The organism is Pseudochrobactrum mosebachae (assembly GCF_048914685.1).
Lineage (GTDB): Bacteria > Pseudomonadota > Alphaproteobacteria > Rhizobiales > Rhizobiaceae > Pseudochrobactrum.
The window spans coordinates 975,631-1,001,351 of record NZ_CP128408.1; the positions used below are offsets into that span (position 1 = coordinate 975,631).

Genomic DNA, 25,721 nt, shown 5'->3' on the forward strand with positions numbered 1-25,721 from the left:
TTTGGTGAGAATATAGTTTGTAACAGCAGAGCATCGATAAGGGGCCGATGCGTAGAGGTGTGAGATGACTGAGATCACCAAAAGCGCAATTTTTTATACCATGATGATCATTACACTGAATACGGCTATTGCCATCAGTGTGATTGGGCTGGATTTTTTGCCGTAGGCCGCTTGGATAAGCGCATAATGGTTGATGCCGGCGATCTGAGTGATGCTTGAAGCTGAATAAATACAGCATTATCTATGTCTGTAACGCTACACAGGTCTGTCGTGATATCCGCGGCAGGCTTTTTGTATTTTAGCCCCCTATCGGGGAAAGCTTTGGAACAAGCAGAAATACCGCCTCGTGTTTTGCCGCGCTTATTCAGGTTGCGCGCGATTGCCCGACCTCATAAACACGCAAATCACGATCAGTCATGCCAAGCTCAGGCCATACTGCACGCCATGCAGCGATGTGATCTGATGCGAAATGCCGATCCAGCGCCTGCTGATCGTGCCAGATTTCCTTCACATGGATCAGCCCGGCCTCCAGCACATCCTGAGCATAGCTATATTCTTCACAGCCCTGCTCGGCACGGTTCGCTAGCACCATGCGCTCCATAGCCGCTCGGGCTTTCAAGAGATTTTCAGCCGGCAACCGTATCGTGCCTATAATTAATAACATTGGTTAGTCCCGTCATAGCTGCCGTCAATAGATGCAAATAAGAGAAACGCACTGTGCACTCGACATATGCACAGGTAGACGCTATAAAAAACTGTCGCGCAATACCGTGCGATGTTGTTCTCGGGGCGGGGTGCGATTCCCCACCGGCGGTATGAAGAGCATTTGCTCTTTGAGCCCGCGAGCGTCTGAGGGTTTACTCTCAGAGTCAGCAGATCCGGTGCGATGCCGGAGCCGACGGTATAGTCCGGATGAAAGAGAGCAAAGACACAGGCGCTGGTATATCCGCATGACGGATGACTGGCTGTATTTGTGAATTTGCGCCCTGATTCTAGTATCAAGAGATGAAACTATGAACCAGAGCCTGACCAACCCATCCTCACCTAAAGTTGCTTTCATTCAAGCCCGCTGGCATGCGGATATTGTTGATGAAGCCCGAAAATCCTATATTGCCGAGCTTGATAAACTCACATCTAATGGCATTACTGTTGATGTGTTTGACGTGCCGGGCGTATTCGAAGCGCCATTGCTGGCACGTACACTGGCCGGAACCGGTAAATATGCTGCCATTGTTGCTGCAGGTTTTGTGGTTGATGGTGGTATTTATCGCCATGACTTCGTTTCCGACGCAGTGATCAAAGGCCTGATGCAGGCGCAGATGGAAACTGATGTGCCGGTACTAAGCGTTGTGCTGACCCCGCATCATTACCATGACAGCAAAGAACATCACGATTTTTTCCACACACATTTTGTGGTTAAAGGCCGTGAAGCCGCGCATGCTACCGTGCAAATTCTGGATATTTACAGCAAGATCGAAGCTTAAATACTAGAGCATTTTCACTATCAAGTTGAAACAGCCTGCTCTTAAAGCAGGCTGTTTCACTTTATGCTGTTACCCGTTGCGGATGGGTATAAATATCAAACTCTTCTCCGCGCACCAGCGCAATCAACGTAATATTCAGCGCTTCAGCAGTACGGATCGCCAGAGCGGTCGGAGCAGATATCGCAATGATAAATGGTGCGCCTATGGCTGCGGTTTTCTGTACCATTTCCAGAGACACACGACTGGTTACAACCACAGCGCCCTGTGCAGGTTGGGCTGGTTGAGTTGCATTTTGGCCGCGCAACAGAAAGCCCGCCAATTTATCCAGCGCATTATGCCGCCCTACATCCTCCCGCACAGCAAGAATCTTGCCGCTTATACCCGATGCCTGATAAAAACCCGCCGCATGCACCGCTCTGGTGGTGCGATGCAGCACCTGCAAATCCCACATCTGCTCAGCCGCCTGCACAATCTGCGTCGCACAGAGTGTGAAATCCGTCTCTGCTACCGGTGAAAAATCCCGGACTGCCTCACTCAGCGATTCAATGCCGCATAAACCACAGCCAACGGGGCCTGCCATATGGCGGCGGCGGGCGGTCAACGCATCGCGCTTGAGATCGCTCAACTGCATCTGCACATCAATACCCGCAGTAAACACCTCAATATCCATTGCCTCGATTTCCGCGGGGTCGGAGATAATACCCTCACACAGGCTGAAGCCGACAGCAAAATCAGCGATATCAGCAGGGCTTGCCATCATTACCGCATGGGTAGTACCGGCATAGGAGAACGCAACCGGCAGTTCTTCCGGCACCTGTCGCAACGAAGATTTAAGCGCCCCTTGGCGGCGAATAATATTGCTGACCTCAATGGTTACAGGCGGCAAAACAATAAGACTGTCATCCGGCAAATGATCTTTCAGCATTTCCCCACCCTTTCAACAGCATACAGGCATAGCTATATGACTACCATAAGCCTATGCCCGATCTATAACGCGTTTTCACGCTTTCAACACACTATAAAAGCTTTCAAGCTGACAGATGCAACGTTATGCTAGAGCGGGAAACGTTCAGGTTGGATTGCAGTGCCCGCTCTAGATTTCAGAGTTCCGCATTGTCATATCTATCAAGCTGTTTCAACCTGACTGTGAAATGCTCTAGTGCCTGAAATACAAATCTGAAATGAGGTCTGCCTTTATGGAAATCCGTCCGATTGATGAAAATTTTGCCGTTACCGGTCAGCTGACACCGGAAGATGTCAGCCTTGCCGCGGCTGCGGGATATAAAACCCTGATCTGCAACCGACCGGATCACGAATCAGATGGTCAGCCGGAATATGCTGCCATTGCTAAGGCCGCCGAAAATGCAGGTCTTAAAATTTATTTCATTCCGGTTGTCGGCGGGCAGATGACACAGACCAATGTGGATGAGATGGCACAAGCTCTGGCCGATGCACCGGCACCGGTACTGGCCTATTGCCGCTCCGGCACCCGCTGCACCAATCTTTACGGCATTGTGCAGCAGCAAAAACAAGGCTGATGTGATGTGCGCGGGCTATCAGCGTCCGCGCGCATATTTTTATGAAACACTCAAAGCGGCAGATCACCCGATGTCTATCAGGCTTTTAAGCGAAACCATTATCAACCAGATTGCTGCCGGTGAGGTGATTGAACGCCCTGCCAGTGTGGTCAAGGAGCTGGTGGAAAATGCGATTGATGCCGGTGCCAGCCGCATAGAGATTGTTACTGCCGGTGGGGGTAAAAACCTCATCCGCGTGACCGATAATGGCGGCGGTATTGCCGCGGATGAACTGGCGCTTGCGGTATCGCGCCACTGCACATCCAAGCTGACAGATGATGTACATGATATTCGTGCACTTGGCTTTCGCGGTGAGGCATTGCCCTCAATCGGCTCGGTGGCCCGTCTCAGCATTAAATCTCGCACACAAGATGCAGATTCCGGTTTTGAGGTGGTGGTTAAAGGCGGTTATCTCGAAGGCCCGCGCCCCACAGCCATCAATCGCGGTACGATTGTTGAGGTCAGCGATTTGTTTTTCGCGACCCCTGCCCGCTTGAAATTCATGAAAACCGATCGCGCTGAAACCACTGCGATTACCGAAGTGGTAAAACGCATTGCAATTTCTTTTCCGCAAATCCGGTTTTCGCTGGCGGGACCGGATCGGAATACGCTGGAATTGCCTGCAACCTGCACGCAGGGTGAAACAGTAACAGACACCGCTATGCTGGAGCGGATTTCGCAGGTGCTTGGCACTGAGTTTTCCGAAAATGCGCTGTCGCTCGATAGTGAACGCGAAGGGGTGCGCCTCACCGGCTTTGCGGCTATTCCGTCGTTTAACCGCGCCAATTCCTTACATCAATTTGCCTATATTAACGGCCGCCCTGTGCGTGACAAACAGGTTTTTGGCGCACTGCGCGGGGCATATTCAGACGTGATTGCCCGTGACCGTCATCCGGTAGGCGTGTTATTTTTACAGCTTGATCCCGCCTATGTGGATGTCAATGTACATCCGGCCAAGGCCGATGTGCGCTTTCGTGATCCGGGTTTGGTGCGCGGGCTGATTGTTGGCACCATACGCCATGCTTTGGCGCAATCGGGTATCCGCCCTGCAACCAGCGGCGCCGAGGCGATGCTCAAAGCTTTTCAGGCGCAAGGGTTTGAAACGCCACAAAACACTTACAGCTCCACCACAACACCGCAGCGCCACTGGCAAGCTTCATCTGGCTACAGGTCTGAGGCGCCGCGCAGTGAATGGTCACCGGCAACTGCGCATCCTGCACAGCGCCCGCTGCATTTTGACAGCAATGCGCTTAACAACCCTGCACAAAGTGGGCTTCAGGCAGGCTTTGGCGAGGCGTTGCAAGCAGGGATCACGCAGTTTATCGCCCCCAGCGCAGATAGCCGCGCCGCTGAAACCGATGCACCGGCTGAACTGCTGCGGGCGCCGCTTGGTGCAGCACGCGCGCAAATTCATGCCAATTACATTGTTGCACAGACTGAGGACAGTCTGGTGATTGTGGATCAGCATGCGGCTCATGAGCGCCTTGTTTATGAAGCACTGAAAACCGCGCTTGAAACCAAGCCGATGGCCGCACAAATGCTGCTAATACCTGAAATTATTGACCTGCCGGAAGAAGATGCGGAACGTGTGACCGCCCATGCACCAACACTGGAGCGCTTTGGCCTGAGTGTTGAGCGTTTTGGCCCGGGAGCCGTTGCCGTGCGTGAAACGCCGGCTATGCTGGGCGAAATGAATGTGCAGCAACTGATCCGCGATCTGGCCGATGAAATTGCCGAACATGACACCGCCAACGGCTTGAAAGATATGCTCAACCATGTAGCAGCGACTATGGCCTGTCATGGCTCGGTGCGTTCCGGACGCAGGCTCAAAGGCGAAGAAATGAATGCTTTACTGCGCCAAATGGAAGCCACGCCGGGCTCAGGCACCTGCAATCACGGTCGCCCGACCTATATAGAATTAAAGCTCAGTGATATTGAACGTCTGTTCGGACGCAGGTAAACAGACCTGACAGTGACCGGACTCTACAGGAGAATTTTTTATGACCATGTTTGCCAGCAACCGCAGCGGTGAAGCAAAGCTGCGCTATCTCGACGGCGATTATGAGGTTGTTGCGGCCGGTTCTTATGTGCTTTGTGCCGTGACCAGCGAAAAGATTGAACTGGATGATCTGCGCTATTGGAGCGTTGCCCGTCAGGAAGCTTATGCCAATGGCCTGATTTCCTATCAGCGTGAGCTGGAACGCAATCCGGAACTGCGCCAGCGCAGCAAAGGCTGAAATGCACACCTGATCAACAAGAGCGGGTCATATCAAAGCTCGTCAGCAGCACCCGTTCTTATGATACATGCCGCATTGTCATATCATTCAGGTGGAAGTACCTGAATGTGAAATGCTTCTACTTACATGTTACATTACAGCTTCAGGCTGCGATCAAGATAGTTTTGCCGCGTTGTTTTTATAACCCGCTCCAGCACATTCACACGGCCAAAATCCAGCTCCACATCAAAAACTGCAATTTCCTTCAGCCAGTCACCTTGCGCTGCATGGCCTAGCTGACTGAGCCGCACGTAATCTTTTGCAGTGGTCGCCAGCACAAGTCCGGCATTGCGTGCATCATTCAGTAAGAGCCTGATATCTTCAGGCCTATAACTGTAATGATCGCCAAAGGAGCGGTTGATAACCACCTCACCACCGAGCTCCTGAACACTGGAGTAGAATTTCTGCGGATTACCGATACCGGCAAAGGCAAGATAGCGCTGACCTTCAACCGGCTGGTGGGCAATCGATACCAGTTTGGCATCAAAAAACGGTTTATTGGCGCGGGCGGCCATGCGGATAACAGTGAGCGCAGCGTCATCGCCCTGCAAATGGTTCGGAGAAATGCGTAACAATGCCGATGCTTGTTGCAGTTGGGTCATGACTGGCGCACGCACCGGCCCTGCAGGAATAATCCTGCCATTGCCAATACCGCGCACCGCATCCACCACCAGTAATGCATAATCATAATGCAAACGCATGCTCTGAAAACCATCATCCATAATGATGAAATCACAGCCATGATGTTGCAAGATTTTTGCGGCGGCAAACCTGTCCGCGGAAACGGCAACCATTGCATGGCGCGCCAGCAAAAGCGGCTCATCACCGGTCAATTTTGCAGTGTCTTTGGTACCATCCACCAGATGCACACCTCTAAAGGTGCCACCATAGCCGCGCGAGACAATACCGGGTTTAAGCCCTGCTGCCGTGGCGGCCTGCGCAAAAGCAATGCAGGTTGGCGTTTTACCCGCCCCACCTACGGTAAAATTACCGATACACAGAACCGGCATGGCAATTTGCGGCGGCGTTGCCTGCATCATGCGCTTGCGTGCAACTGCGCCATAAATCGCAGCCAAAGGTGACAACAGAGCAGCCCGCCAATCCAGCCTGTCAGGCTTGCGCCACCAGAATGAAGCGGCGTCAGCTGCACCGCTGCGCTTGGTCATTTATTTCATCTCCGGCAATGCTGGATCTGAGAAAGCATTGAACAACTGGGTTTTAACCACCAATGGCTGGATAAACGGTTCAAGTGCGATCAATGTGCGGTTAAGCGCACCGCGCATATCACCGACAGTGCTTTTACCTGCCTCGGTCATTGCCAGTAATTTATCAGGATTATTGAACAGGAAATTTACCGCACCCGCGAGCATATTGTGATCACTTACCAATTTAGCGCCGCCATTTTTAATCAGGCGCTGATAGGATTCACGAAAATTCTGCACATTGCGGCCGGATAAAACCGCTGTGCCCAGCATAGCCGGTTCAAGCGGATTCTGGCCGCCCTCGCCTGTCAGGGACTTGCCAACAAATGCAATCTGCGAAAGACGCAGATACAGCCCCATTTCACCAATCGTATCGCCCAGATATACCGCCGTTTGCGGGGTAATATCTTCGCCACGGCTGCGTTGCGCCACAACCAGACCTTTGCCTTCAATGAGTGTGCGAATTGCAGCGGCGCGCTCAGGATGACGCGGCACAATAACCGTCAGCAGGTCAGGATGGCGGGTACCCAGCATTGTATGCACATTGGCTGCAATCTCTTCTTCCCCGTCATGGGTGGAAATCGCAGCCCAGACTTTGCGCTCGCCAATCTGCTGCTGCAAGCGCTCAAGCTCCTGCATATTGACCGGTGGTGCATCGGTATCCACTTTAAGATTACCGGAAATCGTGACCGGACGCGCACCAAGCTGGCGAAACCGCTCGCCATCTGCATCAGACTGCGCAACCACATGGGCAAAATTTTCAAACAGAGCTTCAGCGACTGCGCTGTGTTTTTTCCATTTTGCAAAAGATCGGTCCGACATACGGCCATTGATCAGAATTTGCGGAATACGGCGCTTGCCAAGTTCCAGAATGCTCATTGGCCAAATTTCGGATTCACATTTAATCGCCACATCCGGCTGCCAGTGATCAAGAAAACGGCGCACAGCAGGCAACAAATCCAGCGGAACATATTGATGAATAACCCTGTCACCCAAACGCTCGGCAACCAAGCCTGCAGAGGTGCGTGTACCGGTGGTCAAAAGAATTCTGATACTATGGCTTAAAAAATGCTCAACCAGCGGCAAAATAGCTGTAAACTCACCAACACTGGCCGCATGCATCCAGATCAGTGGGCCTTGCGGGCGTGCAATCTGTGTGCGCCCGTAGCGCTCGTTGCGACGGCTGCGGTCTTCTTTACCGCGTGAAACACGATAGCTGATATAAGGCCCGATCAGAGGATAGGCGGCACAACCGGCGGCTTTATAAACCTGGAGAACAGTACGGGCCCACTTTTCACTCATTATGCTTTATTCTCCGTGCCGGTATGCAGAATGCGCACCAGAGTTTCACACTAAACCCAAAATTCATACAAATCCAAGCATCGGCATGCAGTCTGTAGCGGGTTGAATTTTATAAAATGACAGCTATGGAACCAAATGCCTTATGACTTTATACACGAATAAATCGGCATCCAGTTTTAAAGTCACAGATTATACACATCAAATAGCTGCTCATCCGTATTGGATGGCCGCCTTGAACAACCGATTGCCACTTTTCCTGAAACTGAACTGGCACTTTATTTAATCGCAGTCTCAAACGGAAAACCGGTTCCCACTTTTCCTGAAACTGCTTTAGCAACCACGCCCCGCCGGTACAGGTAGACCAATTTGCCCATAGGCATTCTCAGTCGCTGCATCAAGTTTAAGCGTCAACTCCTGCCGCTTGCTTTCCAGCATCGCCTCATCAGCATCCGCAGGCACCCAAACCGGTTCCGTTGTTGCTACCGCAGAGCGCCCGAAAGGCAGAGGAACAGAGGTTTTATCCCAGCTTTTTTGCAGAATTATACTGCGTGAAAAAGCATAGGCAACAGGCAGAATGGGCCGTCCGGATAATTTTGCCAGCAAAATTATCCCCAGCCCCGCCTCACGCACCGGACTATGTGCCACATCGGCAATCATGCCGGTGCTGATACCTTTGTCCAAAGCCCGTTTTAATGTGAGCAAGGCTCTTGCCCCGCCTTTATCGGCATTATTACTGTCTGCGCGCCCGCCGGAACCGCGCACAGTCTGCAATCCCAAATGTTCAGCGACCCGCGCATTCAGCTCGGCATCTGCGCTGCGCGAAAACATAGCAACCACCGGCACTGATTTTTCACGCACAAATGTGCCCATCAAATGCTGGCCATGCCAGAACGTGACAATATAAGGCGCGTGAGTTTTTTGTGATGCGATCGTCTGCACAAAGCCCGGCATGCGTTTATTGGTGTAATAAACCAGTTTGAGATAGCCGGAAATCAGGACGACCAACGCCGTCTTCAACAGCTCAGATCGTGAGAGCGGGCCACGGATACGCTGCCATAAACGCTTCACCAGCCCGTTACCGCCCGCCTTTTCAGGCGGAGCGGATGCAGCAGTCTCTGCAGATACGGGCGCTACCGGCTTTTCATTACTCACAGTCAGCTGGTGCCTGTTAACCAGCATTGCCGGAGCGGGCTGCCTCGGCAATCGCGCTTGCAGGGTCAAGCAGACGATGCATATGCACAATAAAATAGCGCATATGTGCGTTATCGACTGTGGCTTGCGCTTTGGATTTCCATGCCATTTTTGCCGTTTCATAATTTGGGAAAACGCCAACAATATCCAGCTTGTCCAGATCACGGAATTCCATCGAATTCAGCGTCTTCAGCTCGCCGCCAAATACCAGATGCAGCAATTGTTTGTTTTCACCAGATGATGCGGTCATTGTTCTAATCCTGTCACTGAGATTATATTTATCGTTAAAAACCGAACTGCAGCGGCAATCCAGCCTTGTTTACGGCCTTCTTTAGCGCAACAAAAGCTGCCTCACAACCGCTAACATCTCTTCATCAAAGTCTGACACTGCCGCAACCAGCACATCATGGCTGAATGGCTTTTTACCATTGCGCGCGCTGGTATTTTCACCATAGGTCAAACCATGCCCGTCAATCGTCAGTAATTTACCACCTGCCTCAGAAAGCAACAGATCAGCAGCTGCCAAATCCCAGTCATGCGCACCCTCACGTACAAATGTGCCGGATAATTCACCGCGCGCGACCATGGCCACACGATAGGCTAATGAAGGCACATAGGGTGCAAATGCTGTTTGACTGCGAAAGCCTTCCGGCAGCTCATTAAAATGTGATCGCGACATCGCCACATGCCGCAATCCGCCCTCGGCAGGTAAATGCGACAAGATTGGCACATCATTTTGAAAAGCGCCTTGTCCGCTTACTGCGCTCAGCACTTGTTGGCGTACCGGCACATCCAGCACGCCGCAGCGTGGTTTGCCGTCCTCAATAACCGCAATACTCACGCACCAGCGGTCATCACCGGCCAGAAACGCACGCGTACCGTCGACCGGATCAACGACAAAGGCGCGGGTTTTATCAGTGCGCTGCTGATCGGTTGCTGTTTCTTCAGAGATCCAGCCATAATCCGGGCACGCATCCAGCAAATATTCTCGCAGAAAGCGATCAACCGCCAGATCAGCCTCGCTGACCGGAGAATTGCCATCTTTGAGCCAGACCTCAGGGTCATGCTTGAAATAGCTCAGAGCAATTTTACCGGCTTCAGCCGCAGCGTCACGGATGAGCTGTAAATCACGGCTATCAGTGGCAGCACTCTGCGGGGTTTTGGTCTCAATGTCAGGCTTAGCTACCGGCAAGTGTCATTCCTTCAATTACCAGCGTTGGCGCTGCGGTGCCGTAAGAACGATCAAGATCGCTCGCTGCAGTCATATTCAGGAACATATCTTTGAGGTTTGATGCGATTGTCACTTCGCTGACCGGAAAAGCCAGTTCACCGTTTTCAATCCAAAAACCGGAAGCACCACGGCTATATTGCCCCGTGATCATATCAACGCCTTGGCCAAAAACTTCCGTGACATAAAAGCCGGTGCCAAGCTCTTTCATCAAATCCTGCGGAGAACGTGCGCCTGCCTCAATAGCCAAATTGGTTGATGACGGCACAACGGTTGAACCGGAACGCACACCACGACCATTGGTTTCCAGCCCCAGTTCACGGGCAACTGAGCCTGAAAGAAACCAATGTTTCAAGACGCCGTTTTCAATCATTGTCAGCTTTTCGCCGGCAATGCCCTCACCGTCAAACGGGCGTGAGGCAGAGCCGCGTACACGCAACGGATCATCGGTAATGCTGATGGCTTTGTGCAAGATTTGCTGTCCCATTTTATCTTTGAGAAAGCTGGTTTTGCGTGCCACCGAGGCACCATTGATCGCGCCGGCAATGTGACCGGCAATACCGCGCGCCACGCGCGGGTCAAACATTACATTCACAGTACCGGTTTTCATCTTGCGGGCATTAAGGCGGCGCACTGCGCGCTCGCCTGCATTACGACCAAGCTCTGCCAGATCAGGCAAATCCGCAAAATGCAGCCGCACGCGCATATCGTAATCGCGCTCCATCGCCGTACCTTCACCGGCAATGGCACTCACAGAGCGGCCAAAACGGGTCATTGTATAATAGCCTTCAAAGCCGTTAGACGTAACCAGCACCATACCGCCCATGCCTGCGGATGCAGTGGCACCGCCGGAATTGGTCACACCGGCAACAGCCTGCGCTGCCTCTTCCATCTGCAAGGCATCATCCGTCATGCGCTTCGCATCAAGTTGTGTGGCGTCAAACAGATCAAGCGACGCGAAATTCTTTGCAAGCTTTTCACTATCCGCCAGACCTTCATACGGATCTTCGGGAGATACCTTAGCCATTGCCACAGCGCGCTCAGCCAAAGCCGCCGGATCAGCATTTTTATTGGCATTCGCAGAAATACTGGCAATTCGTTTGCCAACAAAAACCCGCAGCGAAAAATCATCGCTCTCTGAAGCTTCCGTAGATTCAACCTTGCCAAGGCGCACACTGACATTACTGGAACGGCTGCGCACAACCACCGCATCTGCATGATCTGCGCCAGCTTTTTGGGCGGCCGCAACAAGAAAACGTGCATGATCAGCAAGTTTTTGGGCAGAGCTCTGTGCGTCCATTCTTTGTCCTGTCATTTTTATTCCGGCCGGTGCCGGGATTTATTTCAGCTGGCCATCGCGGATTACGGCGGCAAATTGTCAGTTACGGCCACTTATACAAGTTCTATATATAAGGATAAGGCAGATAATTTATAAGCCTCAAATAAAAACATCCCGCATAATCGTCTCAATCCTGTAAACTGCCACGATCACGGCGTTGAATATGTATTAGGCAGTAAGAGAACTGTGTGTTCATTTTTAAATACCGCGAAATTATAAATGTGATGATTACCTTTTAAAAATGCCTAACTACGGTACTTTGTTTCATAATATGGGTTTCATAATATGGTCTGTGTGATTTGCATGCAGGAACCTGTGTTGTCATTTCCAATTGTTTCAGGGTTTCTCTGAGCACTTCCTGCACCCGTCCGAATAATAATATTTAGTGATGTAAATTTATGGAAAACAATATTTCCATCGGCAGTCTTTATCTGCAAACGCTGATGATCCTCGGCGGAGCCATTATTGCTGCACCGATTTTCAAAAGGCTGGGCTTAGGAACGGTTCTTGGTTATCTGGCAGCTGGTATACTCATCGGCCCGATCGCACGCCTGATTAATGACGGTGAAGCATTACTGCATTTTTCCGAGCTTGGCGTTGTGTTCCTGCTGTTTATTATCGGGCTCGATCTCAAGCCCTCGCGCCTGTGGTCAATGCGTCATGCAATTTTTGGGTTGGGTCTGGCTCAGGTCACGCTCTGCGTCATCACTCTGGCCTGGCTCGGTGTTTATGTTGCCGGCCTACCGGTACCTGCAGCCATTATTATCGGCTGCGGCTTTGCTCTGTCTTCCACCGCTTTTGCAATGCAGATACTGGAAGACAAAGGCGAAACCGGCCAAAAATACGGGCAAAAAGCCTTTGCAATATTATTGTTTCAGGATTTGGCAATCGTACCAATACTCGCTCTCATTCCGGCTTTATCACCCTCTGAAGCCTCACAAAGTGCTGCAAATTTCCATGTTGCTACCGCACTTGGCGCAATCATTATCCTGATCATTGCCGGTCGCTACTTGCTGAATCCGATGTTCCGTTTGATCGGTAATACCGGCGCCCGCGAAGTGATGATCGCGGCGGCGCTATTTGTCGTGCTTGGCTCAGCAACGCTGATGGAAGCTGCCGGTCTTTCCATGGCTATGGGTGCCTTTATCGCCGGTGTTCTGCTGGCTGATTCATCCTACCGCCACGAGCTGGCAGCTGATGTGGAACCGTTCCGCGGCATCTTCCTTGGTCTGTTTTTTGTGGCTGTCGGCCTCTCGCTCAATCTGGTCGTTATTCTCGATAACTGGTTAATGATTGTGCTGGCTGTGCCGGTGATTATCGTGACGAAAATTACGATTATTTACCTGCTGTGCCGGATATTCCGCACCAGCCACAATGATGCAGTTAAGGTTGCGTTTTTGCTGCCACAAGGTGGTGAATTTGCGTTTGTACTGTTTTCAGCGGCCAGTGCCGCAGCAGTCATTACCGATGCACTGGCATCAGAGCTGATTGCAGCAATCACTATTTCAATGGCACTGACACCGCTCTGTGTGGCAATCGGTAACCGTTTACTGTCTAAATCCAAAACGGAAGACGGTATGGATGAGGATTTTGAAGGCGCCGGTTCTGATGTGCTGATGATCGGCTTTTCGCGTTACGGCCAGATTGCGGCGCAGATTCTGCTGGCTGGTGGCACAGATGTGACGGTGATCGACAGTTCCGCCAATAAAATCCGCGCTGCCGGACGTTTTGGTTTCCGCATTTATTTCGGTGATGGTCAACGCAAAGACGTGCTTGAAATGGCAGGTATCCGCAAAGCCAAACTGGTCGCCATCTGCACGGAGAAAAAAGAGGTAACGGATCGGATCATCGATCTTATTCAGTCGGAATTTCCGGAGACCCGGCTCTATGTACGCTCTTTTGATCGCGAGCATACATTGCAATTGCGTGCCAAAGGTGTGGAATATGAACTGCGTGAAACCTTTGAATCGGGCTTGCTGTTTGGCCGCAAAACACTGGAAGCACTCGGTCTTTCTGAAATGGAAGCCCAGGCAATTACTGATGATGTGCGCCAGCGTGATGAAGACCGGCTGCATGTGCAGGCGTCTGAGGGTATTATGGCTGGCCGACACTTGCTGTTCAACAAGCCGGTTACACCGGAACCTCTGACCAAACCAACACGTTCTGCTGTGCCACTCGACAAAGCCACAGAAGAGACGATTGCCCCTGCCCCGCAGACCGGAACAGTTACGCTGGTGCCAATCGGCGATTAGAAAATATTCAGACAAGCGGCACGGTGTTGTCGGCTGTTATGAACAGGCTACGGATATAAATGCAACAAACAAAATAACGGCGCGGTGATCACTCACCGCGCCATTATTTTTAAAGTTTTGCAACCAGTTATCGATGCCGATTTTAATTGAGGCTCGGGCCAATAACCAGAATCGCCGGATCCGCTTTCAGCAATTTAGCGGCCACAGCTTTCACCTCACCCAGCGTTACCGCATTGATAAGGCCGGCTCGGCGGTCAATATAATCACGTCCCAAATTCTGCTCTTGCAGCCCCACTAATGTACGCGCCACAGCCACAGATGAATCAAGATTATTGATCGCATAGGAACCAATCGCAAAGCTTTTGGCTGCCGCCAGTTCTTCTGCTGTTACGCCGGATTTAGCCATACGGCTAACCTCTGCACGGATCACATCCAGCGATTTCTGGGCGCGATCAGGGCGGGTTCCGGTGAAGATGTTCAGACTATTAGAATAATCTTGGCCACTTAAACCGGAGGTGACTGTATAGGCCAGACCGCGCTTTTCACGCACTTCATTATAAAGACGTGAGGTAAAACCGACACCCAGAATCTGATTCATTAAATAGGCAGCAAAAAAGTCCGGATCAGTTCGTTTAACGCCGGGATAAACCAGACTAACCGATGTTTGCGGCAGGTCATAAACCATTGATGTCGTGGCGCCCAAAGCCAGCTTGGCCATTTCAACAGGCTTCAACTCGGCTTTGTCCTGCAAACTGCCAAACAGCTTATCAAGCAATGGCGCCAGTTCCTGCGCGCTGATTGCGCCAACCACACCAATTTTCAGCTGATCTTTGCCAAACAATTTTTTATGCGCCTGCAACAAATCTTCACGGGTAATTGCCTCCAGAGACTGCACCGTCCCTTCATCACGACGCGCATAAGGATGCTTGCCATAAAGCACTTCGGCAAATTTCTGCGAAGCAATTGTGTTAGGATCACTTTTAGCAGCATTAATCGCCGCAATTATCTGCGAGCGGATACGGTCAGTTGCAACCTGATCAAAACGCGGTTTCTGAATAGCCAGTGCCAGCATGTCAAAGGCTACATTGCTGTTTTCTTTCAGCATCCGCATTCCACCGGCAATTGAATCTGAACTGGCTGAAAAGCTCATTTCAGCGCCGATATTATCAAGCCGTTCCTGATAGGCATCGGACGGAATATCGCCCGCCCCCTCATCGAACAGGCCGGTCATCAAATTAGCAAGGCCTTCTTTGCCTTCCGGATCCTGCACGCTACCGCCTTTGAATGAAAAGCGGACGGAAATCAGTGGCACACTATCATCTTCAACCAGCCATGCCTTAATGCCTTTCGGCGAGGTAACTTCCTGAATATCCAGCGCAAAAGCCGGTGCTGTCAGCATGAGAGCAAACAAACCGGCAATAACTGCCTTGGCTCCGCGAAAACGCTTGTTAGGCACCAAAGGCATCGTGGCTGGTATTGTCTGAGTGTGAAGCAAAGTGGTCATTATTTTTTCACCTCTGACTTGTTGTCGGCAGGTTTAGAATCTGCAGCATCCGTATCAGCGGATTTGGTTGCAGGGGTTTGCGCCGCATTATTGGCGTCTGTCTTTGCGGCTTGCGGCGGCAGAAGATAACCTGTGACTGCAATAGACGGTTTCAGATAGCGTTCAGCAACGTCCCTGATCTGCTCCGGCTTAACAGCACGGATTTTCTCCGGCCAGTTCTGCACATCTTCCACAGTCTGGCCAACAGCCAGCGACGAACCATAAATACGTGCCATGCCGGTCTGGCTGTCACGGGCAAAAATCACCGATTTAAGAAAGCGGTTACGTGCCTGATTCAACTCGGTCTCGGTCACGCCGTCTTTGATCAGTTTTTCAACCTCAACAGTAATCGCTGCCTGCACATCTTCCAGTGTGGCATCACCGCGTGGCGCGCCGTAAATCATGAAGACACCGTCATCCAGCGCATCACCACGATAATAAGCACCGGCGCTTGCAGCAATCCCCTGCTCGACAATCAATTGCTGGTATAAACGGCTGCGCATACCGCCGCCTAAAATTTCACCAAGCAGATCAAGTGCTTCGGCATCGCCCGCCCGGTCTTTAGCCGCCGCATTAACATAAGACGGTACAATCCATGATGTGCTGTAAGATGGCTGGGTAACCCGTGCATCACGCAGTGTTACTGTGCGTGCGGTATGTTTCACCGGCTCTTGCGGACGGATACGCGGCGCAACTTCAGCGCGCTTTGGCAGTTTGCCATAAGTACTCAGTGCCAGTTCACGCACACGCTCCGGTGTTACATCGCCCGACACGACGAGGATTGCATTATTGGGCGTGTAATAGCGCTCGTAAAAGCTCAGCGCATCATCAAGATCAAGCTTTTCCATTTCCTGCTGCCAGCCAATAATCGGACGGCCATAAGGATGATTGTAGAAAGTAGCGGCATTCACCTCTTCGCCCAGCATCGCGGAAGGATTGCTGTCGACACGCATGCGGCGCTCTTCAAGAATAACATCGCGCTCAGGCGCAATCACTTCCGGTGTCAAAACCAGATTAGCCATACGATCTGATTCATAGCCCATCACCATTTCCAGCGCATCAGGAGCGACTTGCTGGTAATAGCCGGTATAATCAGACGAGGTAAAAGCATTTTCCTGTCCGCCAATTGCAGCCACTTTGGCCGAGAATTCTCCGGTGGGCACATTTTTAGTGCCCTTAAACATCAGATGCTCAAGAAAATGCGCAATGCCGGAAACGCCTTCATGCTCATCTGCTGCGCCCACACGATACCAAACCATCTGGGTCACAACCGGTGCACGATGATCAGGGATCACCACAACATCCATACCATTGGCAAGTTTGAAGCTGCTCACACCTTCCTGCGTTTTGATATCAGGCATTGCTAGCGCCTGATTATCATTAGCCGGATTGGCAGGGACTTGAGGTGCAGGCGCGGATTTTTCAACGGCAGGTGCCTGCACAGCCTGTGCAGAAGCAGCTCCGAGCGCAGCGGAGCTGACAATCAACGCCAGCATTGACGTGCTGACCAGTTGCCGGCAAAAGGATAGATATGGCACGAAAAGTGTCCCTTCCTATATTGCAAATAACCCTTAGTTAAACGAGATTGCGGCGAAATCGCAACCAGTGCTGACGAATTTCTCTATTATGACAATAATTTAATGAAAACAGCGGACTGAGCAATCAACAGAAGGTCAAAATGAAACTGCCCGCACAAGGCGGGCAGTAAATTAATCAGGCTAACTCATAAAATCTAATGGTGGTGATGCCATAGTTACGCTCATCACGCAGCACAAAACGATCATCCAGCGTGATCGCCGCTTCCGCCACCTCTTCCAGAACCAAAAGTGCGTCCGGTTTCAGCCATCCACCCTCAAGAGCGGCAACAAATGCCTGCTCGCCAAGACCTTTACCATAGGGCGGATCTGCAAAGACCAGATCAAACTCGCCCATAGTGCCGGTTGGCCCAAGTTGTGTGGCATTACGGCGAAAGACTTTGGTATTGCCCTGCAAACCAAATGCCTCAACATTTTGCCGCAACAACCCGCGCCCTTCTACGGATTCTTCAATAAAAACCGTATAACGGCAACCACGCGACAACGCCTCAAGCCCGAGAGAACCGGTGCCGGCAAACATATCCAGCACCCGCGTATTCTCAAGCTTTTCAGGGAAAGAGTGGGAAATAATATTGAACAGGCTTTCCCGCGTTCTGTCACTGGTAGGCCGGATCGCTGCGCTTTCCGGCGTTACCAAAGGACGACCACGAAATTTGCCGCCGACTACCCGCATCAGCGCTTATCACCACGCGGGCCAGAACGAGGACCTGAGCTACGCGGTGCACCACCACCGGACGGGCGATTGCCGGAAGGACGACCACCTGGCTTGCCACCAAAACCACCCGGCTTACCGCCGAAACCACCACGGCCTTCGCCCTCAGGCTTACCACGGAACGGTCTGTCGCCTGACGGCCTTCCGGCAGATGAACGCTCACCGAACGGTTTTTTATCAAATGAACGGCCTGCAGGACGGTCATCACGAGCCGGACGATCACCGGCAGCAGAGTCACGACGGTTTTCCGAACGGAAACCTTCGCGCTTAAAGCCGTCACGGCCTTCTTCATCACGACGGAAACCCTGACGCTTATAGCCGCCGTCACGATCATCCGAGCGACCCTGAAAACCACGGCCACCATCTTCACGCGCAGGGCGCGCAGAACGGGCATCACCATCACGGCGCGGGCCACTGCGTTTTGCACGGTCATCGCCCGATGCCGGTTTGGCACTGGAAGAATTATACGCTTTGGCACCGGGTGCCATCCACACATTCACGCCGCGCGGACGCTGTGGCTGGCTGCCGAACTTGTCTTCACCGCCCTTTTCATTCCGTCCGCCTTTTTCAAAGCGCGGCTTGTCAAAGCCACCTGAACGCGGAGCAGCTGAACGGGGTGCGGATGTGCTCAAGCGGGACAGACCGTCTTCACGTCTTTCCTTGCCTTCACGATCGCGCGAAAACGGCTTGCGGTCACCAAAATCCTGACGCGGTGCACCTCTGCCTTCGCCACGCTGTTCCGAGCGCTCTGGGCGTCCTTCACCGCTATAGCCACCTTGCGGGGCGCCACGAGGAGCACCACGCGGTGCTTCGCCACGGAAACCGCCTTTACCGCCACGTCCGCCACTATCATTGTCGCGGCTGCTGGAAATCCAGTCAGACTTATAGCGCGGGCGCGGCTCTTCAGCCGGTTCGCTGCTGCGGTCTTCATAAGCATCAAAGCGCTGCATACGATGCGGCAACTCACCTTGTACAACTTCATTGGAGAACTCGTTAAAGATCGGCGCATCAAAATCAGCACCTGAATCTTCAACCAGTTTTTCACCCAGCTGATCGCGCAATGTGCGGCCACGAATTTCACGCACAGCACCCTCTTCCAGATCACCGAGCTGGAAAGGCCCGAATGACACACGGATCAGACGGGAAACAGCAAGGCCAAGTGCGCCGAGAATGTTTTTAACTTCGCGGTTTTTACCTTCACGCAGACCGATATTCAGCCACACATTCGAGCCCTGCTCACGCTCAAGCGTAGCTTCGATCGAACCGTAGAAAACACCGTCAACGGCAATACCGTTTTTCAGCTCATCAAGCTGTGGCTGTGTCACGCTGCCATGGGCGCGCACCCGGTAGCGGCGCAGCCAGCCAGTGGCAGGCAATTCAAGAACACGCGACAGACCGCCATCATTGGTCAGCAGCAACAAACCTTCAGTGTTAATATCCAGACGACCAACGGACAAAACGCGCGGCAGTTCTTCCGGCAGCGCCTCAAACACAGTCGGGCGGCCTTCCGGATCGCGGTTGGTTGTCACCAGCCCCGCAGGCTTATGATACAACCACAAGCGTGTACGCTCTGCCTGCTGCAGCACTTTATTATCAACTGTGATTTTATCTGACCGCCGCACATTAACCGCAGGGCTGCTCAGTACTTTACCATTAACAGCAACACGACCGGCAGCAATCATGCTTTCCGCTTCACGGCGCGAGGCAATGCCCACACGTGCCAGACGTTTGGCAATACGTTCACCTTCATCCGTGTCTGTCATATCGAAGCCGCGCGGCTTATCGCCCCGAGGGGTGAAATCACGTGGCTTATCGCCACGAGGGCTGAAATCGCGTGGCTTATCGCCACGGGGGCCGCGATCATTAAAGTCCCGAGGTTTATCAGCATCAAAACGACGCGGACGTTCACCGGAGCGTTCATCTGTTCTTCCCGCAGGACGGTCAGATGTGCGCTTTACGAAAGGGCGTTTTCCGCGTTCATTATCATGATCATCACGGGTCATCAGAGTTCAGCCTTTCACCGGCACTCGTGTCCGGCGGTAATATACAAAAATCAGGTTGCGTAAATAACCGCCAATTCAGGCAGTTTTGTCGCTTACGATAAATTTTTTGGTGTATTGCCATGTTTCACTTTATTTATCGCATGAATAACTCATAGATAAACAATAAATCATACAGCGCAGTCCTGTGCCGCCGGCTCCTTGCTCGCTTAAACCATTCAGTTTCAGCGATTATCAGGATAAGGCTACAGGTATTATTGCGCAGCGCTTATGCTACACACCTTGTTAATGTTACGCTCTAACAAATCATCACCGCGCTTGCGAGCAAAATATCTGAAAGGCCGCCGGACAATATGCAAAAAAACGCAATTGGTAGCAACTTAGTCCATTCAGAACCCAAAAACCCGAAAAATACCGCTATGCAAGTCGCAATGGAAGAAGCCCGCGCCGCCGGATTGCGCGGAGAAGTACCAATTGGCGCTGTTATTACCTGTGGCAGCGAGATTATTGCTCGCGCCGGCAACCGTACCCGCGAGATTAATGACCCCACCGCACATGCCGAAATTCTGGCCATTCGCATGGCGTGCGAAAAACTCGGTAATGAACGGCTTGGCGATTGCGATCTTTTTGTAACGCTTGAGCCCTGCACCATGTGTGCGGCAGCAATTTCTTTTGCACGTGTCCGCAGACTCTATTATGCGGTTAGTGACCCTAAAGGCGGCGGCGTTGAATATGGCTCGCGCTTTTATAACCAGCCGACCTGCCATCATGCACCGGATGTTTATTCCGGCATCGGAGAGACTGAGGCACGGCAGTTGCTACAGGATTTTTTCAAAACCAAACGCAAATAAAAATACCGCTACCCTAAGCAAAACCATGCTTATCAGTCAGCGGTATTGATTCTTCAATTCAGCTAAAATCAGAAGCCGAGCTTATCGCGCCAGCTCTTGGTGCCACTGGCTTCAGCCTTGCGGCGACGCTCTTTTTTAGCTTCATCTTCACCTAGTTCACCAACTGCGGCACCGGCCACCGGCTGGCGATAGGTAACAGGAGGCTCACTCAGATATTTACGCTGCGTGGCAGAACCACCGGCACGATCTACCTGTGCTTGTTTAGCAGCCGCCAGTGCTGCCTTATCCACAACCGGACTGCGCGATGCATAATCTTCACGACGGCTGGAACCGGTTGGCAGACTTGCAGCACTACGTGCAGCGCTGGCTGGGCCATCCGGTGCAATCGGTGAAACAAAATTCGGATTATCACGGTTCGCTTCAATTTCAGCGCGCAAACGCTTGCGGCGTTGCTCCGGTGATTCCGGCCATGACGGGTCGCCTGCACGTGCTACACTTTCCTGCGGTGCAGGCAGGCTTTCACGCTGACCGGCCACAGGCTTCACGAGATCCGGACGCGGCTTGTATTCAATACCAGCGCCGCTTTTTTTCGGCCCGATCGTCGCAATTGAAGACATATCGTCAAACAATTGTGAGCTGGCAGATTTACCTGTGCCATAAGTCGGGTCGGACACGCAACCGGCAAGACCCAAGCTGGCCACAACCGTTGCGAAAGCGAAAATGCGTCCTTCAATCTTCATGAGCACCACTTTTATCCGTTATCCGTATGCGGCCAGGTGACCTAACCAACAGTTCAACTCAGTTTCACTGCACTATGGCGTTATCGGGACATTCCGGCAACTCCAAGGCGCAAACCTTGGTTTCAACCACAGGCATAATAATATACTTAAGCTGCCTTAGCACGGCAGAAAATCAGCGGCAATCACTGATAACTCCTTGTTAACCCCGATTGCCGCCTATTTTTCTTTAGTCCAAACGGCCTAGAGCCTTCAATTCATGCAGTGCAGCCGCATCACGTGCCGATACATCCGGAAACGCAGAATCGCTGCCCACATCATGAGTATAGCGCCATGAACGTGCACATTTGGTGCCCGTCGCCTTTTCAGGAATCACCGCAACACCTGCCACATCACTCAGCGTGAAGGCTTCACCCGAAGAATTACTTAGTGTGCAGGCTTCATCTGCGGCTGGCTGATCGCTGATTTTAACATCACTGGTGATGCAAATTTCAGCAAGATCCAAACCATCCAGCGCCGACAACAGAGACTGATCAGTGATATGCACCACAGGTGCCGCCTCAAGTGACGAGCCGATACGCTTATCCGCACGTTCCAGCTCCAATGCGCCGGTTACAACCCGGCGCACATCACGCACCTTGTCCCATTTGGCAGCTAAAACCGGATTGTTCCACTCGGCAGGTGTTTCGCGGAACTGCTCCAGATGCACAGAAACCGCTTGCTTGTAACGATCCAGCCATGCTTCTTCCGTGGTGAAAGGCAACATTGGTGCCAACCATGTGACAACGCGGTCAAACAAATGACGCACAGTTTGCAAAGCTGCCTTACGCTTCAGGCTCGACGGTGCATCGCAATACAGCGTGTCTTTGCGGATATCGAAATAAAACGCCGACAGCTCAATATTTGTGAAATCGATCAAAGCACGGGTGATGCGCTTGAACTCAAACGAATCATAACCGTTGCGCACTACCTCATCCAGCTCGCTCAGACGATGCAACATCAGCTTTTCAAGCTCAGGCAGATCAGCATATGCAATCTCTTCGCCTTCATCATGCGCCAGTGTTCCCAGCATCCAGCGGATGGTGTTACGCAGCTTGCGATAAGCGTCGATATTGGTCTGAATAATGCTTTTGCCCAGACGCTGATCGTCCCAATAATCCGAGGTCATCACCCACAGGCGCAAAATATCAGCGCCTGAATCCTTGATGATATCCTGCGGGGTAACGGTGTTACCGAGCGATTTCGACATTTTCTTACCGTGCTCATCCATGGTGAAACCATGGGTCAGCACTGCATTATACGGTGCACGGCCACGCGTGCCGCAGCTTTCCAGAAGCGAAGAATGGAACCAGCCGCGATGCTGATCCGAGCCTTCCATATAAAGATCGGCAGGCCATTTCAGATCCGGACGGTCTTCCAGTGTGAAAGTATGCGTGGAGCCGCTATCAAACCACACATCAAGAATATCGCGCACCTGCACCCAAGGCTCACCGGCACGATCGCCCAAGAAACGCTCACGCGCACCATCGGCAAACCATGCATCGGCACCTTCAGCTTCAAATGCCGCAAGAATACGCTCATTCACCGCCTCATCCATCAAAACGGTGCCATCTTCATCGGCAAAAACGCAGATCGGCACGCCCCATGCCCGCTGACGCGACAGCACCCAATCAGGGCGGTTTTCAATCATTGCGCGCAAGCGGGTCTGGCCGCCAGCCGGTACAAAACGCGTATCATCAATGGCGCTGAGCGCACGTGACCGCAAAGTGGTGCCATCACCCAGCTCCTTGTCCATATAGACAAACCACTGTGGCGTGTTGCGGAAGATGATCGGCTTTTTCGAGCGCCATGAATGCGGATAGGAATGCTTCATGCGACCACGGGCAAACAGCAGATTGCGGGCAATCAGCTCTTTGATCACGGATTCATTGGCATCGCCTTTTTTACCATTATCGTCGATAACACGCGCCGCACCGCCCTCACGGTCTGGGCCAAAGCCCGGCGCATCAGCCGTATAATAGCCTGCATCATCAACAGGGAACGGAATTGCCGGATTAATGCCACGGGCTTCAAGCTCACGGGCGGCATCCATCCATGCTTCAAAGTCTTCACGACCATGGCTTGGTGCAGTATGCACAAAACCGGTACCGGCATCATCGGTTACATGCTCACCAGACACCAGCGGCACGATGAACTCATAACCGCCGCCTAAGCCTTTCAGCGGGTGGTTAAGGGTCATTCCGTTAAGCTGGTCTGCTGTAACATCACCAAGGCGGATGAATGTCAGCTTGGCTCTGGTAAAGCACTCTTCTGCCAGATTATCAGCAAAGATCAGAGTTTCACCGGCCTGCGGGCCAAAGGCATTTTCAGCCCCCGTGACTTCATAAAGCCCATAAGAAATTTTAGGCGAATAAGCGACCGCACGGTTGCCCGGAATTGTCCAAGGTGTGGTCGTCCAGATTACCACATGCGCATCAGCAAGCTCAGGCACATTCGTCACAGGGAATTTCACCCAGATCATATCCGATTCTACATCGTGATACTCAACTTCAGCCTCAGCCAATGCGGTGCGCTCAACCACCGACCACATCACCGGCTTGGAGCCGCGATAAAGCTGGCCGGAGCGGGCAAATTTCAGCAATTCACCGGCAATGCGGGCTTCCGCGTGAAAATTCATTGTGGTGTAAGGATTTTCAAAATCACCGGCAATGGCCAGACGCTTGAACTCTTCGGCCTGAACCTTGATCCAGCCTTCAGCAAATTCACGGCACTCTTTGCGGAATTCGTTGATCGGCACTTCGTCTTTGTTCTTGCCCTGCGCGCGGTATTTTTCTTCGATCTTCCACTCAATCGGCAGGCCGTGACAATCCCAGCCCGGCACATAATTGGAGTTGAAGCCACGCATCTGGAACGAGCGGGTGATCACATCTTTCAGCGTCTTATTCAGCGCGTGGCCGATATGGATATTGCCATTGGCATAAGGAGGGCCGTCATGCAGCACCCAAAGCGGGCGATCTTTGGCATCTTCGCGCAGCTTTTTATACAGGTTCATCTCTTCCCAGCGCTTTACCAGCAGCGGCTCGCGCACCGGCAGGCCTGCACGCATCGGAAAATCAGTTTGCGGCAGATTAAGCGTTTTGGAATAGTCGATTTTTTCAGCGGTCATTGTTCTTAGCTATCAGTTGGACCACCAGAGACATATCACAAGGATATGCCGCGCTCAGGCAGGCAGTCGCGGAAAATGCGATATCTTAAGATGTGAGCAAGGCTTCCGTTATCTCAAGACGTCAGTTTTGCTTCCCGGACCTTTTCCCCTGAGCCATCACAGTCAGGCAAAAGAAAAGGCCGGGCCAATAATTCGGCCAAATATCTTAAGAGTCAAAAATACTGCTAAACGTCTCATCATGGTGCTGCTTTTAACAATGCAAGCGCACAGAATAAAGGGGCAAGGCAAATAATCTTTGCTGATCAAGCAATTTTCCGAAACAATTACGCCGGTAACTTTACAAAAACACCGGTTTTACCACTCAATTTCAGCCAGAGATCAGTCGAGCGTAAAATCAAAACGATAGGTTGCGGACACACCAACGGTGAGCTGATTGCGCGAACCGCGCTCCGACACCAGGCTGGAACGCGCTGCTTTGCCTTTTAACTGCTCATATTCGGCATATAAAGTTGTGGTGATTTTATCGGTGGTCAGCCATGTGATTGCACCGCCCAGCCCAACGGAAGAAAGCCCGCCGCCATCCGGATCATAGGCAGACAATCCGCTGGCTTTCGATTCTTCAGCATTAATGCCGTAATAAGTATCAAAGTATTTTCTGGAGGCTGCAGAAATACGCGGACCGCCGGACACACGGATTGCAGGTGTGACATCATAGAAAGCATCACCGGCAATTTCAGCCACAATACCCTCATGCGCACGGATACCATGCCGTGCTTCTCCACGCAGACGGAACCAGTCTGTCGGATAAAACTCCATAAAGCCGCCGATTTCACCACCCCACGGCACATCTTTAAGCCCGTCAGCCTGACTGCCGCCACGCGCCATCAAAAACTCACCGGTGAGCCCGACACGAAAATCCTGCATATCCATCAATGCGAAAGAAATATTGTCGTTACGCGATGAAAACCGCTCGGCCACGCCGGTTCGCCCGAACGAGATCAGGGGCTGCGCACTCATAATATATTTGCTGGAACCGGTAAAACGCGGCTGGCGATAAAAATCTCCGCCGACTGTCAAAGACCAGCCGCCGGACCAGAAATGCTTGCCCGAAGATTGCGCATCATCTGCAGCACTTGCGGGCGCACTAATAGCAAAAGCGAGAGCCAGACAGGCTGCACCGGCAAAACCGGTGCCACTATTTAAAATACGCAATACGCATACTCCTGAGCCCGTAACAGGTGCGGGCAATCCGATATGCGGTTATTT

20 protein-coding genes, 1 pseudogene and 1 riboswitch are annotated in these 25,721 nt (G+C 52.1%); of the genes and pseudogenes, 6 read left to right on the forward strand and 15 right to left on the reverse strand.

The window, feature by feature from the left end:
- Positions 1-364: 364 nt before the first annotated feature.
- Complete coding sequence (locus tag MP213Fo_RS04660; RefSeq protein WP_421090496.1) at positions 365-664, reverse strand: putative quinol monooxygenase; 300 nt, start codon at positions 662-664, stop codon at positions 365-367.
- A gap of 112 nt (positions 665-776) precedes the next feature.
- A riboswitch (FMN riboswitch) is annotated at positions 777-928 on the forward strand.
- 85 nt (positions 929-1,013) lie between these two features.
- Here MP213Fo_RS04660 and MP213Fo_RS04665 point away from each other — a divergent pair.
- Positions 1,014-1,484 carry a 6,7-dimethyl-8-ribityllumazine synthase gene (locus tag MP213Fo_RS04665; RefSeq protein WP_421090497.1) on the forward strand — a complete coding sequence of 157 codons (471 nt, stop codon included), beginning with the start codon at positions 1,014-1,016 and terminating at the stop codon, positions 1,482-1,484.
- Between the two features lie 61 nt (positions 1,485-1,545).
- On the opposite strand, the gene fdhD is transcribed toward MP213Fo_RS04665, so the two are convergent.
- Positions 1,546-2,409 carry a formate dehydrogenase accessory sulfurtransferase FdhD gene (fdhD, locus tag MP213Fo_RS04670; RefSeq protein WP_421090498.1) on the reverse strand — a complete coding sequence of 288 codons (864 nt, stop codon included), beginning with the start codon at positions 2,407-2,409 and terminating at the stop codon, positions 1,546-1,548.
- Positions 2,410-2,680: 271 nt separating this feature from the next.
- On the opposite strand from fdhD, the gene MP213Fo_RS04675 reads away from it, so the two are divergent.
- The 3 genes from MP213Fo_RS04675 to MP213Fo_RS04685 all read left to right on the forward strand — a co-directional run bounded on the left by MP213Fo_RS04675 (position 2,681) and on the right by MP213Fo_RS04685 (position 5,298).
- Complete coding sequence (locus MP213Fo_RS04675) at positions 2,681-3,022, forward strand: TIGR01244 family sulfur transferase (RefSeq protein ID WP_421090499.1); 342 nt, start codon at positions 2,681-2,683, stop codon at positions 3,020-3,022.
- Between the two features lie 70 nt (positions 3,023-3,092).
- Positions 3,093-5,021: a DNA mismatch repair endonuclease MutL gene (gene mutL / locus MP213Fo_RS04680; RefSeq protein WP_421091011.1), complete on the forward strand. Its 1,929-nt coding sequence runs from the start codon at positions 3,093-3,095 to the stop codon at positions 5,019-5,021.
- A 40-nt stretch (positions 5,022-5,061) separates the two neighbouring features.
- On the forward strand, positions 5,062-5,298 hold the full coding sequence (locus tag MP213Fo_RS04685) for a DUF2093 domain-containing protein (RefSeq protein ID WP_421090500.1): 237 nt from the start codon (positions 5,062-5,064) through the stop codon (positions 5,296-5,298).
- Positions 5,299-5,432: 134 nt separating this feature from the next.
- Here the strand turns inward: MP213Fo_RS04685 and lpxK are convergent, their stop codons facing one another.
- The 6 genes from lpxK to MP213Fo_RS04715 all read right to left on the reverse strand — a co-directional run bounded on the left by lpxK (position 5,433) and on the right by MP213Fo_RS04715 (position 11,575).
- Entirely contained in the window at positions 5,433-6,503 is a 1,071-nt protein-coding gene (gene lpxK / locus MP213Fo_RS04690; protein ID WP_421090501.1) for a tetraacyldisaccharide 4'-kinase, read from the reverse strand.
- On the reverse strand, positions 6,504-7,841 hold the full coding sequence (gene waaA / locus MP213Fo_RS04695) for a lipid IV(A) 3-deoxy-D-manno-octulosonic acid transferase (protein WP_421090502.1): 1,338 nt from the start codon (positions 7,839-7,841) through the stop codon (positions 6,504-6,506).
- 330 nt (positions 7,842-8,171) lie between these two features.
- On the reverse strand, positions 8,172-8,912 hold the full coding sequence (locus MP213Fo_RS04700; protein ID WP_421091012.1) for a lysophospholipid acyltransferase family protein: 741 nt from the start codon (positions 8,910-8,912) through the stop codon (positions 8,172-8,174).
- Between the two features lie 97 nt (positions 8,913-9,009).
- Entirely contained in the window at positions 9,010-9,282 is a 273-nt protein-coding gene (locus MP213Fo_RS04705; protein WP_421090503.1) for a DUF4170 domain-containing protein, read from the reverse strand.
- An 81-nt stretch (positions 9,283-9,363) separates the two neighbouring features.
- Positions 9,364-10,203, reverse strand: a complete 840-nt coding sequence (locus tag MP213Fo_RS04710) for a 3'(2'),5'-bisphosphate nucleotidase CysQ (RefSeq protein WP_421091013.1) — start codon at positions 10,201-10,203, stop codon at positions 9,364-9,366.
- A 7-nt stretch (positions 10,204-10,210) separates the two neighbouring features.
- A complete protein-coding gene (locus tag MP213Fo_RS04715; protein ID WP_421090504.1) occupies positions 10,211-11,575 on the reverse strand; it encodes a TldD/PmbA family protein in 1,365 nt (454 codons plus the stop codon).
- A gap of 422 nt (positions 11,576-11,997) precedes the next feature.
- Here MP213Fo_RS04715 and MP213Fo_RS04720 point away from each other — a divergent pair, with 422 nt between their 5' ends.
- Positions 11,998-13,851 (forward strand): monovalent cation:proton antiporter-2 (CPA2) family protein, encoded by a 1,854-nt coding sequence (locus MP213Fo_RS04720; RefSeq protein ID WP_421090505.1) that lies wholly within the window; start codon positions 11,998-12,000, stop codon positions 13,849-13,851.
- 142 nt (positions 13,852-13,993) lie between these two features.
- Here MP213Fo_RS04720 and MP213Fo_RS04725 read toward each other — a convergent pair whose 3' ends face one another.
- The 4 genes and pseudogenes from MP213Fo_RS04725 to MP213Fo_RS04740 all read right to left on the reverse strand — a co-directional run.
- A complete protein-coding gene (locus tag MP213Fo_RS04725; RefSeq protein ID WP_421091014.1) occupies positions 13,994-15,250 on the reverse strand; it encodes a M16 family metallopeptidase in 1,257 nt (418 codons plus the stop codon).
- 104 nt (positions 15,251-15,354) lie between these two features.
- Positions 15,355-16,890 carry a M16 family metallopeptidase gene (locus MP213Fo_RS04730; protein ID WP_421091015.1) on the reverse strand — a complete coding sequence of 512 codons (1,536 nt, stop codon included), beginning with the start codon at positions 16,888-16,890 and terminating at the stop codon, positions 15,355-15,357.
- A gap of 217 nt (positions 16,891-17,107) precedes the next feature.
- Positions 17,108-17,662: a 16S rRNA (guanine(966)-N(2))-methyltransferase RsmD gene (gene rsmD, locus MP213Fo_RS04735; protein ID WP_421090506.1), complete on the reverse strand. Its 555-nt coding sequence runs from the start codon at positions 17,660-17,662 to the stop codon at positions 17,108-17,110.
- A 548-nt stretch (positions 17,663-18,210) separates the two neighbouring features.
- A pseudogene (locus MP213Fo_RS04740) lies at positions 18,211-19,704 on the reverse strand (pseudouridine synthase); the annotation flags it as partial.
- A gap of 416 nt (positions 19,705-20,120) precedes the next feature.
- Here MP213Fo_RS04740 and MP213Fo_RS04745 point away from each other — a divergent pair.
- Positions 20,121-20,552, forward strand: coding sequence for a nucleoside deaminase (locus MP213Fo_RS04745; RefSeq protein ID WP_421090507.1), 432 nt, complete (start codon positions 20,121-20,123; stop codon positions 20,550-20,552).
- 68 nt (positions 20,553-20,620) lie between these two features.
- Here the strand turns inward: MP213Fo_RS04745 and MP213Fo_RS04750 are convergent, their stop codons facing one another.
- The 3 genes from MP213Fo_RS04750 to MP213Fo_RS04760 form a co-directional block, all read right to left on the reverse strand.
- Entirely contained in the window at positions 20,621-21,292 is a 672-nt protein-coding gene (locus MP213Fo_RS04750; RefSeq protein WP_421090508.1) for a hypothetical protein, read from the reverse strand.
- A 226-nt stretch (positions 21,293-21,518) separates the two neighbouring features.
- Positions 21,519-24,455: an isoleucine--tRNA ligase gene (gene ileS / locus MP213Fo_RS04755; RefSeq protein WP_421090509.1), complete on the reverse strand. Its 2,937-nt coding sequence runs from the start codon at positions 24,453-24,455 to the stop codon at positions 21,519-21,521.
- 378 nt (positions 24,456-24,833) lie between these two features.
- The gene (locus MP213Fo_RS04760; RefSeq protein WP_421090510.1) at positions 24,834-25,667 is read right to left on the reverse strand and encodes a MipA/OmpV family protein; all 834 of its coding nucleotides are present in this window, start codon (positions 25,665-25,667) and stop codon (positions 24,834-24,836) included.
- Between the last annotated feature and the right edge of the window lie 54 nt (positions 25,668-25,721).